Source organism: Prevotella sp. HMSC073D09 (assembly GCF_001814145.1).
GTDB lineage: Bacteria > Bacteroidota > Bacteroidia > Bacteroidales > Bacteroidaceae > Prevotella > Prevotella conceptionensis.
Genome location: NZ_KV815118.1, coordinates 138,525 through 152,658, shown reverse-complemented (window position 1 = coordinate 152,658; position 14,134 = coordinate 138,525). Strand labels below are relative to the sequence as shown.

Sequence of the window (14,134 nt, the reverse complement as noted above, 5' to 3'; positions counted from 1 at the left end):
AACGCACTCCATTTAGCACCAAAACGCACTCCATCTAGCGGCATATTGCACCACATTTAGCTAAAAATGGCCCGAAAGTTGGTGCAAACGGCGGTTTGTTGTAATAAATATTCATTCTTCCACATCCAAGAACTACCCCCTTTTTGCAACGAAACAAACCCTCGCGAGAATCGATTTTTTGCGGCAAGGTAGGCAATTGGCGGACAAAAAGGGCACTCTTCATGTTAAATTTTACACTGAAAAATAGACAAAAAATAATCGATACGTGTACACGCGCATGGGCAACGACACAGAAAACACGTACGTTCACTACTGCCGAAAGCCGAACGATTGCTCGTAATGATTGGGTACTCGCCTTAATAAACGTTTCAAGAAGTTCTTCTAAATCGAACTTACTTTGGTTATAATTCCAGTTAAAAAGTACTAAACCGTTTGATTGAGTAGAATAATATTTTACCTTTCCCCAACAGAAAAGCTTTTGGCAAACAACTTTAAATTAAACAATCACAAACTTCCAAGAAATAGTACATCATGCAGAACCTAAAAACTAAGTTATTCACAACATTATTTCTGCTTTCGTTCCCATGCTTTCACACAATGGCCCAACAATCAGAAGGAGGGGACGAAAAAAGAAAGCTGATAAGAACAGAGCTGAGGGTGCAAACCAGTAGGTTTGCAAAGGAATTCAGACCCTATGAACTTACTTCGGCCATTGGTTGGAACATCACTAGTCGTTTCTTTGCCAACCTGCAAGGTGAGGCAGCTGTGGCACTATTCAAAGTAGACGGCAAGAAAGACTACTCAACCAACTACACGCTGGGGCTGAACACCGGCTATACCTTCGTTAAAAACGACCTTTGCAGCATCGATGCACGCATTGGTGCAGGCACAAAGCTTGGCAAAAGCGATGCCTGGAACTACCATTATTACGACCTAGGGGTAATGATGCACATCGGCAAAGGCAACTTCAGACCAACTTGCGGTATTGGTTTACGGCACTACAAGTCGCACAACGACGCATTTAAAGACCGCACACGCATCTATGCAACAGTAGGTATGATATTCGGCGGATAGCATTACGTAACGCCCTTACGCGCAAAGCAAAAGGGCAAAACGTGCTATTAAGGCACTGTTATGGTGGTGAAAGAGACGGTAATGTCTGTTTCACCACCATTTTTTACGTGCCAAGCCAAAGGCCAAGCACGCGAAAAAAAGGTCTATGAAACCCCGAACTATGGTTAATTGCCGCTAAAAATAGCCATAAATTGAACAGTAAAACAAAGAAAAATTAGTTTCCTATTCAGTTTTTAGCTATCTTTGCAGCATGATTAATGGCTTAGAACACATTGGCAACATCCCGATAAGCACGTCTGCCCTCTCCTCGTTATACCCCGAAATGAAGGCAGGCAACCAAAAGGTGCGCAACCTTGAACTAGGTGGAAAGCTCATCCGATTAAAGAAGGGACTTTACGTTGTCAACCCAAAGGTATCGCGCGTAGCACTATCAACAGAGCTAATTGCCAACCATATCTATGCCCCATCGTATATATCCATGTCCTCGGCCCTAAGATATTATGGACTGATACCCGAAACCGTCTACACCATTCAGTCGATGACGATAAAGCATTCGCGCAGTTTCAACACGCCCATTGGCCTATTCGACTACACATCCATCAATCGCAACGCCTTTCATATAGGCGTAACCAACATCAATAAGCAAAGCTATTCGTTCCTCATAGCAACGCCTGAAAAGGCGTTATGCGACCTCATTGCCAACTCGCCGTTGGTAAATCTGCGATATTTAAAAGATGTTGAGGTGTATCTAGAACAAGATATACGCATGAATATCGACGAACTGCGTAAGATGAACCTCACCATCTTTGAGCAATACGCCAAGGTTGGCAAGAAGGGTAAGTCTATACAAACGCTCATTAATTACTTAAACCGATGAACGAAATATACAACCTCATGCTATCGGCTTACGAACAGACAACCGAACAGCAAAAGCGCAATGCCACATTCGAAGTAAATCAGCAGATAATACTTGCTGGTCTTTACAATGGTGGTTTCTTCGACGAAGCAGCTTTCTATGGCGGTACATGTCTTCGCATATTTCACGGACTTCAACGCTTTTCAGAAGACATGGATTTTTCACTTCTTGCGCCAAACAAAGCATTCGATTTCAGCCGATACTTCCAACCAATCATCGACGAGTTTGCCTTAGTTGGCCGAAAAGTAGAAATAACGAAGAAAGACAAGAAAGCCTTTTGCAAGGTTGAATCGGCCTTTTTGAAAGATAACACCGATGTTTACGATGTTACCTTTCAGACAGAAAAGTCTGTAAAAATCAAGATTGAAGTTGATACTCAGCCCCCTTTGAAATTCAACACAGAGCAAAAACTTCTGCTATTGCCAAAGTCGTTCATGGTTCGTTGCTATACCTTGCCCAACCTTTTTGCAGGAAAGATACACGCTTTGCTTTACCGAACATGGAAAAATAGAGTAAAAGGGCGCGATTGGTACGACTTTGAATGGTACATACGCCACAATACACCACTCGATTTCAATCATCTGCACGAGCGAACCTTGCAGTTTAATCAAGAAGACATAAGCAAGGAATTGTTTCTTGAAAAGCTGAAACAACGACTTTCAACAGCCGACATCAATCAAGTGAAAGCCGATGTCTTACCCTTTGTTCGCAATCCTATGGAACTCAACATCTGGTCGAACGACTATTTTTTGCAATTGGCAAGCAATATAAAATTTATGTAAAGATTCTTTGAACAATCTGCATCAAAACCCTAAAACCCACTACTCACCACCTTACAACTCACAAAGGGCAATACATTAAACCGCATTTTGCACAAATGTCAACTCGCCTGAGAATTGAATATTTGCGACCAAAGTGGGCGATTGGCTGGCAAGAATGGCAGCCAAAATGCCAAAAAACGTGCTGAAAATATTAAATTCTTACACTTCTAGCGGTTCAAACACCTTCGAACAGACCACCAAAAGCAAATTAAAAACCAGGGTACAGAAAGAATAAGAATAGACCACTGGAAATTGCACGACAATGCGTTTAAGGGCCGTAAACGCATTAATTTTGTGGTTTTACCCACAAGATAAAAGGGCATATACACAAAGAAAAAGAGCCGTAAACGTGCTATTAAGATACTAACATGTCAACCTGATCGACGGTTAATATCCCGTTTGCTCTATTGTTTACCCATAGCAAACTACCAACACGTCAATCCTTAACGCTTTACTTGCACTGCATATTTCAATTGGATGATACAAATGGCATCCATTGCCATCTCTAACTGGCATATATCTACAAGGTCGCACATAGGTAAAAGCTAAGAAATGGCATAAAGAGACTTTAAAGGCTGCACACAAAGCTACATCACCGCGGGTTAATTTACATGCGTTAGGTACATTTAAGGACGATACGCGAAGAATAAAGAGCAAAATAACCCCATTAATAAATTAAGAAAGAGGTGAAAACGGCTTTCGCAAGCGTCTTCACCTCTTTCTTTAATTTCATTCTACAATATGGAAATCGCCCTTATCGTCTTTCTGCAAGGTGAGCAAGAACTGTGGGTATGAAGTTTTCCTGGGTTTAATCTCCACCCCATTGTAAAATATTCGTTCAATCGCGATGCTACTGTCGGCCAACATATCTTTATCTTCTGCCGCGCCATAAACAAAATCAATGCGGAGGTCGATGGTTTTGCCCTCGATGTTCAATTGCGTTGTAGCATAGCCTTCGCCATGCGAGCGGTTGGCGTTATAGGTCATGTCTTTTTCGTCGGGCAGTTCAGCAATAAACTCCAAACGTTTCTCTCCCAAGCTATTGTCTGCGTTGATGCGCACGGAGAAACCTTGCTTGCTTTGCAAGCCATAGACAGAGAAGTTTTTTTTCTGCATCAACAACTCATAATCGTAAGCTTGCCCCTTGGCGTCTAGCAGCGAAAGTAAAATCGTGTTCTGCCGAAGAGCAGCTATCGTAGGCTGATAGTCATATTCATTGCAGGTAGTGCACGATGAAAAGATTAGGCAACCGAACAAGAATGCCATCGAGATGCGTAGTTTAGCGATATTCATAATGAGACAAATTAATGAACATATAAACATTCAAATAATATGGCATATGGGCACCATCCAATGAACCCCAAAAATCTTCAGTGGCACAATACCAACCATTTCCAGCATTTTTACCAAAGCCCCAATTCATATAAACACGATCATCATATTCTGTCCAGGTCTTGATTGTCATTCCTAAAAATTTTTTTCTAACAGTGTAAGATTGCTCGTAATAACCATCACAGAACCAAATATGCCCAGTGTTATATGGTGAATAGCCAAAAATAAGTAAACCTCGATTGCAATTTAAATCATCACCAAAATATCCTTTTCTCGTAAAATTCAAGTTAGTATAAAGAAGTTCAAAATCATAAGGCACAATTTGTGCCTGGTTATAACCCAATTTGTGAAGACCTGTTGTGATATTATCTGGTAATGCACCACTAGCTTTTGGTCCAAACGAATACCCAGGGATACTATCGGCAATTTGTCTCAGTCGACGTGCCAAGTCCGCACCATCTATATTAGTTATATCATACTTATCTGAATAAAGAAATTGTGGTTTTGTAGTAGTCATACTCCCATTAGGGCGTTGTGACGTATCGTACATCAACATACCTATTGCAATTGCAGGACAACCTATATAATACTTATTATCAGCATAATAATTATATCCTCCACCTTGATGCCATACATCCAAATCCTTACCAGTATAAGGATATATTGATTTCTTTCCTGATGAATACCTTCTCCTACCTCGTGTTTCTTTTGGTTCGGTATTCGTTAATACAACTTCATAAGAATATCCATCCTTTCCTAAATCTTTCCATTCATCAAAATATTTTTGTTTAGTTAAAGATTGATCATGCAATTCACCTTTAACACGCAACTTATAACTATTGATTAGTGAATATAAAGGATTGTCGGGATTAACATCATTGAAACTTAATGTTCCTGTACCAGAATGAGCTACAATGGGAAAAGAAGTATTGCTCCCAGAAAGTATAACATAACCATTACCCCCTGAGTAGTTAACAGCATAAAGCAATGTATCGTTTCCTTCAACCAAATAGTCAATCTTTCCTATTTTACTATCAGAAACAGCCCTGGTAGGAACATAAGAGCTATCATTGCGTGATAATCCCTCGTAAAAAAGATTAGCATAGGCTGTTGCCTGTTTCAAACTTAATTGCAACTCACTCCTTGAATGGTCATTTTTAATAGGTTCGTATGCCATCGGGCTATCCGAACAAGAATAGAAACATGCAGCTAAGGCTGCAAAAAATAATTGTTTTTTCATAAATTGTGGTTTAGTGTTAGAATGTTGATTACCTACTGGACGATGAGTACTTAGAATAAAGTAATTCTACCCAGCGTGTTGCAAATATAGGAATTAAAATTCAATATACATAAATATTCCCCCTATTTTAACACCAACGGAATTAAAAATAAAAACAAACCAAACGCCAACCAACGCCCGAAAAGCCTATCAGCCCTCAACAACAATCGTGTGGTAAGATGCACCATAGCCACACCAATAGCCCAAACCGCCGTGAATATTCGTGCGGATGTTCTGCATCGAGTTAAAAAGTGGATTGCGCCCTTCGCCTTGATAGTCGTCCATACTCTTCCAAAACTCGTACGAAACAGAGTCGATATGGCAGAATTTAATCGTTACAAACTCATATCGCTTAAAGAAAGTGGCGTTGGGACTGGTTACGTTTTGCCGCGAATTGTTAACCAAAATAGAGGCCTTCGAAGGTAAAAGGCGGTCGTTGTAGGTGCCGAGATAAGTGGAATGAAAGTCTTGGCTATAACTATACTGCCGCACAAAAACCTTATAATAGTTGGTTGTGGCAGGGTTATCCGTAAACCCTACACGCAGTTTATACCAACCTGGAAACCGCGAAAGCTCTTCCGCCTTGATGCTTGTAAGGGCAACCGGCTTGGGAATGGTGGTTACGGCATGGGCATGAAAGTTCTGAAAATCCACACGCAACGTATAAGTCTTGCCCACTTCGCCCCGCATGTCGGAGGTGGTATAGATGTAAGGCGGGAAATAATCCCTATGGGGCATGCCCGTAAGCACCACTTCGCGCGTGCCGTCGCTCACCGTTACTTTGGCCCAACGCAACAAAAAGCGGTCGAGCGAATCGGTTGATTGCAACCGCTTTGATATGGGAACGGTGGTGGTTAACTTCACAATGGGAAAGCCGCCACTATCTATCCAGCCCTCAACCACCAGCTGCGCGGGGGCTTGTTTCACCTCCGTTTCTTCGCAACTAAGGCAAAAAAACGCCAACAATAATGGGAATAATAACCTGTACATGGCCTAAAACTTAAAGAAATAACTGATGGATGGGAGAAAAGGCATTTGCTGGGGCATGAACGATAGCGGCCTATACGAATAGCCATCGCCGTCTATACGTATGCGCCAGAACAAGTCGTTGCGCCGCATGTTGGCGTTATATACCGAGAGGTTAAGGCCATGTTCGCGGCCATTGCGACTATATAGCAGGTAGTTGGCCGAGAGGTCGAGCCGAACATAGGTGCTAAGCCTGGCCCCATTGTGCGGTCCGAACTGCGAAACAAGGTTGCCATCGAGTATGTAGAAGTTCTCTGGGGCGGTGAATGGCGTACCACTGGCCCACACCAACGTTGCAGCTAAACGCCAACGAGGGCTTAATTGGTATGCGGCCACGGCGTTAAGTTCGTGCACACGCTCATGACTGGCGGGATATTCACCAAGCAAAGCTGTGCCGGGATAATGCCGTTGCGCCCTACCCCACGCGTAACTAACCCATCCCGTTAGGTAGCCCGAACGTTTTTCAAGCATCACATGCGCGCCATAATTGCGCCCTTGGCCCTCAACAAGGTGTTTACTTACGTTGTCAGATGGGTTGAAAATAACCTCGAACGGCGTGCTAACATATTCTTGTTGATGGTAAAGCCACTTGTGATAAACGCCTGCCGTAAGCTGAAATGCACCTTTAAACAAGGCGGTGCGATAGTTGGCCGAGAGGTTGATGGCGCGTTGCGGACGATGAACGGCCGACGATGAGAGCCAAAACTCACTGGGAAGATTGAGCGAAGAGAACCCCGTACGAAAGAGGTACTGACGCTTGATGGCCCCACTGACGAGGAATGCACCCACGGGCGACTGCCAAACAAGATGCAAAAGGGGGTCTAGGCCGTAGAAAGTGGCATCGGGCGAGCGATAAATTGTGGCTCGTAGGCCGCCTGTTAGTTTCAGTTGTTCGGCCAATGGTAGGGCCATGTCGGCTCCCAACGACGTTTCCAGTGTGCGTTGGCGTTGTGGTGCAGGGTTGATGTACTGCCTATCGCCGCTCACTTCGGGCGATTGAAGTTGCAAACGATGGTAAACCACGGCGGCATGTAGGCTTAATGGCGCAAAAGAGAGGTGCGCCTTGTAGCCCCAATCGGTGATAGAAGAGGGCAAACGCAAGTGTGTGTTCTCAAATCCTGTATAGAAATCATTGCCATAAGCAGAGAGGTAGGCCGTTTGTTGCAACGTTGTTCGGCCCATGCGCCTTGTCCAATGCAGTGCGCCCAAATGGTTGGCCCACTTCATTTTGCCTTTATACACAGATATTTTTTCGTTTAGTTCGCCATCGTCTTGTCCGCTGTAATAGTCTATTCGCAGCATGTTGTTATCGTCGGGACGGTAAGTCCACGTTACGTTTGCATCGTAAAAGCCATATTTTAAGGCCATTTCGTTCATGTTCAGCAAACGATGATAAAGCAGGTTTATGTAGGCCGAACGACCCGAAAGCGTTAGTTCCATCTGGCCATTGATGGGCACGCGCAGGGTGGCTTGCGAGGAAATAAGCCCGATACTGCCCTCCCCGCCAAGCTTATGGGCAATGGTATCGGGCGAACAAAGGTCTACAAAGCCGCCCAATCTGTTGGCATGACCTGCCGAAACCGCTGTGGGCGAAAAGCGCATCTGTGCATAATGGCTGGCGTTGAAAACGGAAAAGATGCCCAACAGATGGGCGGCGTTATGCACTGGCACACCATTAAGGCTCATTTCGTTGTGTGCATTGTCGCATCCCTCGATGTGTAAGCCGGCGTCTAGCTCGCCATTAGTCTGCACATTGGGCAGCGATTGGGCATAGCGCAGCGGGTCGGCATTGCCAAATAGCTTAGGCATGTCGTTCAGAAAGTCGAGGTTCAGCGTTATTTGCCCTAAGGCATTGGCACGCAACTTGCCCCGTAAACGCGGCGCAACGATGTCCACGTTACGTAAGTTTGCGGCTTTCAGCGTGTCGGCTGTTTGCCCTTCGGCCGGCAAAAGGGCTGTGGCGAAGAGCAAGGCAAACCATGTTCGGGGCTTTATGTGGTGGGCTAAGTGGCGAATAATGATGGAGGGTTAAGGGTAAAAAGTTGTTGTTGGCTTGGCGTTTGGTGGTTCTGCCATGCAATAAGCAAGAAAAGCCCACACAAGCGGCAGTAAAACAAAATAGAAATGGTAAGGAAACGCACCTTCGTACAGCTGTACTACAAGGCAATGTGGTTTCAAAACAAAATAGAAATGGTAAGGAAACGCGCCTTCGTACAGCTGTACTAACAAGGCGATGTAGTTTCGATACCATTTCTATCACGCTATAAATACGCATCGCCCAAGACCAACTAAGGGCCTAGGGCAATGGCATTAAGGTTACTTATTGAACATTCTTTCGAACGATTTAATCAAGTCGCTAGCCTGCTTGTACACGTCGGGGAAGTTCTTCTTCGTAAAGTAGTCGTTAAAACCATAGCTAGTTTTATCGTCAAACTTCAACAAAGCATAGGGTTTCCACATCACTTTATACTCTAGTGTTAAATTGTCGTGTACTTGTTCTGCAAATACTGCTAACTCGATATTGGCACTACGCTTATCAGAACCCTTTAAGAATAAACCAGCATTGAGGTGATTATTGGCTTGTTCTACAAATCCCTTGGATTCGTTCTCGGTGTAATAAACAAAGCTGTTGTTCTTAAACATACCACCTTCTTCAAGCTTTCTGTACCATTTGTTAAACGTGCTGCCATCGTCTATCTTACCTTTGAACTGCACTTCACTGAACTGCACTTCACCCAAAATATCGAACGCCATACTTACCTCTCCTACACTCTGAATGCGGTCGTTGTTGGCTTTACCATTAGCAGAAATCACCATGTCGAACAGCTTTTGGTTGCCAATAGTGACGGCGGCCTCGGCCTTTGCACCCTTAGCTGCCTCGAACAAAGCGCGCTTAACCTCCACTACATAGTTGTTGATGGTTAGCTTGCAGTTGGCCTCGATATTGTCTTTTGCCACGTCGAGTGTGCCGTTTGTAGATACCTTGGTGTTCAATTCGCCCGTCATCAAGGTGTTTCCGCCCTGCGTAAGCGTAAGTGTTGCATGTTCGGGGATGTTTAATTTGGTTTCAATCTTTGTATGATCGTAATGTCCATTGCCTTTATATTTCCTTTCTTCATCGTCCAAGAAAGGCACGTACATATTGGTTTGCTTACCCGAAAGCACAAGTTTAAGCACACATTCCTTGCCGTTATTGTCGTTAAAGACGAACTGCAAGTCGTTGGCATCCTGCCTAACCCATTGTCCGTTCACCACTGTAAAGTGCCCTTTTATCTGCGAAAGGTCTATCATGCGCTGCATTACCTTCATGTCCTTCTCGCGTTTACCAAGGTCGGTCCAAAAGCTTTTCAGCTTGTCCTTCCACCACTTGCTAATCTTTGCCGTGGCATGTTCGCTCGAAAGGTTGTCGTGTACATAGTTGGCAATGTTCTCAATGTTGTTAAAGTCGGTTGATTTAACCATTGCCAAGGCGCGTTTAGCGGTTTTGTCCAACTCAAGCTTTTTCTGTTCGGGGGTCAGTTCGGTGTTAATCTCGGTCTTTTTCCCTGGGTCTGTTCCACCTGGAATAGTGGGCTTGTCGTCGTTCGACGAGCCACAAGCGGCCGCACCGAACACCAAAGAGGCACCTAACATTAGGTACCCAAAGCGTCTAAATTCTCTCATGCTATCTAATTTAATTGTTAAATAATGGCCTTATGGCCGTGTTTGGTTATGTTAAGTTATTGAAGTCTGTAATTTGTAAGCTGTTGATTTGGCGTGTTTTCCTTAGTCATAGTGTGCTCATACACAAGGAAAACTTTTATCAATTGTTTCTATCTATTATAAAGCTAACGTATGCTTTCAAAGCATCTTGCAGTTGTGGCTGAGCAATGTATTGGTTGATAAACCCATCGGTAAGTGCCTTACATTCGGCCATTTTTTGTTCGGCATAGGCTATTCCGCCGTTGTTTTTGGTAAACTCCACCAGCAGTGCAATCTCTTCGGCCGACACGTTTCGAGCCTTTACCTTGCGCGCCAAGGCCGCCATTTGGCTATCGCCGGTGGTGTTAAGCGCATAAAGCACGGGCAAAGTTAGCTTACCTTCGGCCATATCGTTGCCCGTTGGCTTGCCTAAGTCGGCCGATTGGTAATAATCAAAGATGTCGTCGCGAATCTGAAAGATAACGCCCACGTTGCGTCCAAAGGCGCGAGCCGCCTCAACAACTTGCTTGTCGGCTCCTCCAGCCTTTGCTCCAACCACGGCACAAGCCTCAAACAAGGCGGCCGTCTTTTGTTTTATCACCTCGAAATACACCTCTTCCGAGAAGTTGGTGTTGGCAATGTTGGTTAGTTGCAGTATTTCGCCGTTCGATAACGTGCGACCCAGTTCGGCCAAATCGCAAACAATGTCGCAATCGTTTGTGCGTGCAATGTTAAGCAAGGCCGTTGAGAGAATATAATCGCCAACCAGCACCGCCACCTTATTGTTATACGAAGCGTTAACCGATGCTTGCCCCCGGCGTTCGCCACTCTCGTCTACCACATCGTCGTGCACAAGGCTCGCTGTGTGCAATAATTCAAGTCCAACAGCGGCATATTGCGCCACTGGTGTAACTTTGCCAAAGCTTTTTGCCATCAACAAGATAAGTATGGGGCGCATGCGCTTGCCGCCTTTGGCGCGAACATGCTCTAATGCCTGGCCCAACAGTCCGTCTTTGTGGGTCAACGACTCGTCGAACAGCGCGATAAAGTCTTGTAATTCGGTATGTATAGGTGTCCGTATGGTCGACAAATAATCCATGTATTCTCAAATTTGACACAAATTTACACAATAAATCGTTACTAACCCCATTTTATTTCGTAATTTTACACGATATAACAATAAAACTTATGGATAAACTATTCCTCATAGATGCTTACGCTTTGATATATCGCTCGTATTATGCCTTTATCAATAACCCACGCATCAACTCGAAAGGACTTAACACTTCGGCCGTAATGGGCTTTTGTAACACCCTTAACGAGGTGCTAAACAAAGAGCAACCATCGCACATTGGCGTGGCTTTCGACCACGGACTGACTTTCAGAAACGAAGCTTTTCCGCAATATAAGGCACAACGCGAGGCAACACCCGAAGACATCAAACGCTCTGTACCCATCATCAAAGACATCCTTACGGCCTACAACATCCCCTCGCTGCAAGTAGATGGCTTTGAGGCCGACGACGTTATCGGTACACTTGCACTGAAAGCCGGCGAGCAAGGCATTGACACTTACATGCTAACGCCCGACAAAGACTATGCCCAACTGGTGCGCCCCAACGTGTGGATGTATCGCCCAAGGCATGGCGGCGGATACGAAACGATGGGACCCGACGAGGTGAACCAAAAGTACAACATATCTTCGCCTTTGCAGGTTATCGACCTCTTAGCCCTCATGGGCGACTCGGCCGACAACTTTCCAGGCTGCCCAGGTGTAGGCGAAAAGACGGCATCTAAGCTTATCAACGAGTTTGGAACTGTGGAACAGCTGCTCGAAAACACTGCTCAACTGAAAGGAAAGATGCGCGAAAAGGTGGAAGGAGCCGTTGAAGACATCAAGATGTCGAAGTTCTTGGCCACTATACGAACGGATGTGCCACTGGAATTAGACCTCGAACAGCTACGACTGAAAGAGCCAGACACGGCCAAACTGCAAGAGATATTTACCGAATTAGAGTTTAAAAGCTTTGCCAACCGCTTGCTAAACAAGGCAGAAAAGCCTAAAAAGGTGGAGAACAGGCAGCTTTCGCTGTTCGACGAACCAGCAATGGCAGAGGTCGACAACAGTTTGTTCGAACCCCAATCGGCACCCGTTGCCAATCGACAAACGATTGAAACCACACCCCACGAGTATCATTTGGTGCAGACCGAGGCCGACATTCAAGCCCTCGTTAACCTGCTTTCGGCTGTCGATGTAATCAGTCTGGACACCGAAACAACCTCTACCAACGCCATTGATGCCCAATTGGTGGGGCTTAGTTTTGCCGTTGAAGAGAAGAAAGCCTACTATGTACCAGTGCCAGCACAGGCTAACGAGGCGCAAAACATCGTGGATAAGTTCAAGGATATATACGAAAATCCAAACACTTTAAAGGTAGGACAGAATATAAAATACGATTTAGAGGTTCTTCGCAACTATGGAATAATGCTGCAAGGACCACTCTTCGATACCATGATTGCCCATTATCTGCTGCAACCCGAACTGCGCCATAACATGGATTTCATGGCCGAAGTGTACCTGAACTACGAAACAGTGCACATCGATGCCCTTATCGGAGCGAAGGGAAAAACGCAGAAAAACATGCGCGAACTGACTCCTAGCGAGGTGTACGCCTATGCTTGCGAAGATGCGGACATAACACTACAACTTAAAAACGCGCTTCAACCCAAGCTTGTTGAGGCTGGTGTGGAACGTCTTTTCAACGAAGTGGAGATGCCATTGATACCTGTTTTAGCCGAAATGGAGTGCAACGGCGTGCGCATTGACACGGCTGCACTGAAAGAAACATCGCAAGTTTTCACCGAACGCATGCTGCAATTGGAGCAAGAAATCTACCAAGCGGCTGGCAAAACGTTCAACGTGGCATCGCCAAAACAAGTGGGCGACATCCTTTTTGGCGAGATGAAAATCATTGATAAGCCCAAGAAAACCAAGACAGGACAATATGTTACCAGCGAAGAGGTGTTGCAAACACTGCGCGCTAAGCACCCCATCGTGGCGCATATTCTAGATTATCGTGCGCTGAAAAAGCTACTCGGCACATACGTAGACGCATTACCGAAACTGATAAACCCACGCACGGGCCACATTCACACGTCGTTTAACCAAGCTGTTACGGCCACTGGTCGACTTTCTTCGAGCGACCCCAACCTGCAAAACATCCCTGTTCGCGGCGAAGATGGCAAGGAAATACGCAAGTGTTTCATTCCCGAAGAGGGCTGTGAGTTCTTCTCGGCGGATTATAGTCAGATTGAATTGCGCGTTATGGCTCATCTTAGTCAGGATGCCAACATGCTCGATGCCTTCCGCGAAGGCTATGATATCCATGCTGCAACGGCCGCAAAGATTTACGATAAGCCTGTTTCGGAGGTTACACGCGACGAACGAACGAAGGCTAAACGCGCCAACTTCGGCATCATCTACGGCATAACGGTGTTTGGTTTGGCCGATAGGCTCAACATCGAGCGCGCAGAGGCTAAGCAACTTATCGACGGATACTTCAAGATGTTTCCGCAAGTGCGCGACTATATGGAGCAAGCCAAGGAGACGGCAAAGGCCAATGGCTATGTAGAAACGTTCTTCCACCGCCGTCGTTACTTGCCAGACATCAACAGCAGCAATGCCACCGTGCGTGGAATTGCCGAACGCAACGCCATCAATGCACCCATACAAGGGTCGGCAGCCGACATCATTAAAGTGGCTATGGTGCGCATTTTCCAACGTTTCCAACGCGAAAACATCCGCTCGAAGATGATTTTACAGGTGCACGACGAACTTAATTTCAGCGTTCTTCCTAACGAAAAAGAACTGGTTGAACGCATTGTTATGGAAGAAATGCAAGCTGCCTACCCGCTAGATGTACCCCTGGTGGCCGATGGCGGTTGGGGAAACAACTGGTTGGAGGCACATTAGAAAGGTGAAAAGGTGAAAGGGTGAAAAGGTGAA

At 45.3% G+C, this 14,134-nt stretch carries 10 protein-coding genes; 4 read left to right on the top strand and 6 right to left on the bottom strand.

Annotation, left to right across the window (positions count from 1 at the left end):
- Positions 1 to 597 precede the first annotated feature (597 nt).
- From HMPREF2955_RS10750 to HMPREF2955_RS10740, 3 genes are all read left to right on the top strand, one after another.
- A complete protein-coding gene (locus tag HMPREF2955_RS10750; RefSeq protein WP_083317701.1) occupies positions 598 to 1,074 on the top strand; it encodes a hypothetical protein in 477 nt (158 codons plus the stop codon).
- 250 nt (positions 1,075 to 1,324) lie between these two features.
- Positions 1,325 to 1,951, top strand: a complete 627-nt coding sequence (locus HMPREF2955_RS10745) for a type IV toxin-antitoxin system AbiEi family antitoxin domain-containing protein (RefSeq protein WP_070723434.1) — start codon at positions 1,325 to 1,327, stop codon at positions 1,949 to 1,951.
- The gene (locus tag HMPREF2955_RS10740; protein WP_009230542.1) at positions 1,948 to 2,772 is read left to right on the top strand and encodes a nucleotidyl transferase AbiEii/AbiGii toxin family protein; all 825 of its coding nucleotides are present in this window, start codon (positions 1,948 to 1,950) and stop codon (positions 2,770 to 2,772) included. Before HMPREF2955_RS10745 ends, HMPREF2955_RS10740 begins: the two co-directional genes overlap by 4 nt.
- A 768-nt stretch (positions 2,773 to 3,540) precedes the next feature.
- Here the strand turns inward: HMPREF2955_RS10740 and HMPREF2955_RS10735 are convergent.
- The 6 genes from HMPREF2955_RS10735 to HMPREF2955_RS10710 form a co-directional block, all read right to left on the bottom strand.
- On the bottom strand, positions 3,541 to 4,104 hold the full coding sequence (locus tag HMPREF2955_RS10735) for a hypothetical protein (protein WP_009230543.1): 564 nt from the start codon (positions 4,102 to 4,104) through the stop codon (positions 3,541 to 3,543).
- Complete coding sequence (locus HMPREF2955_RS10730) at positions 4,091 to 5,383, bottom strand: Spi family protease inhibitor (protein WP_009230544.1); 1,293 nt, start codon at positions 5,381 to 5,383, stop codon at positions 4,091 to 4,093. The genes HMPREF2955_RS10735 and HMPREF2955_RS10730 overlap by 14 nt, the downstream gene beginning before the upstream one ends.
- A gap of 189 nt (positions 5,384 to 5,572) precedes the next feature.
- Positions 5,573 to 6,412 carry a DUF4249 domain-containing protein gene (locus HMPREF2955_RS10725; protein WP_009230545.1) on the bottom strand — a complete coding sequence of 280 codons (840 nt, stop codon included), beginning with the start codon at positions 6,410 to 6,412 and terminating at the stop codon, positions 5,573 to 5,575.
- Between the two features lie 3 nt (positions 6,413 to 6,415).
- Positions 6,416 to 8,419 (bottom strand): TonB-dependent receptor plug domain-containing protein, encoded by a 2,004-nt coding sequence (locus HMPREF2955_RS10720; RefSeq protein WP_210401313.1) that lies wholly within the window; start codon positions 8,417 to 8,419, stop codon positions 6,416 to 6,418.
- Between the two features lie 345 nt (positions 8,420 to 8,764).
- Positions 8,765 to 10,111 carry a hypothetical protein gene (locus HMPREF2955_RS10715; RefSeq protein ID WP_070723430.1) on the bottom strand — a complete coding sequence of 449 codons (1,347 nt, stop codon included), beginning with the start codon at positions 10,109 to 10,111 and terminating at the stop codon, positions 8,765 to 8,767.
- Between the two features lie 139 nt (positions 10,112 to 10,250).
- Positions 10,251 to 11,228, bottom strand: a complete 978-nt coding sequence (locus tag HMPREF2955_RS10710) for a polyprenyl synthetase family protein (RefSeq protein ID WP_070723428.1) — start codon at positions 11,226 to 11,228, stop codon at positions 10,251 to 10,253.
- Positions 11,229 to 11,317: 89 nt separating this feature from the next.
- On the opposite strand from HMPREF2955_RS10710, the gene polA reads away from it, so the two are divergent.
- Positions 11,318 to 14,101: a DNA polymerase I gene (gene polA / locus HMPREF2955_RS10705; RefSeq protein ID WP_070723426.1), complete on the top strand. Its 2,784-nt coding sequence runs from the start codon at positions 11,318 to 11,320 to the stop codon at positions 14,099 to 14,101.
- Positions 14,102 to 14,134: the final 33 nt, after the last annotated feature.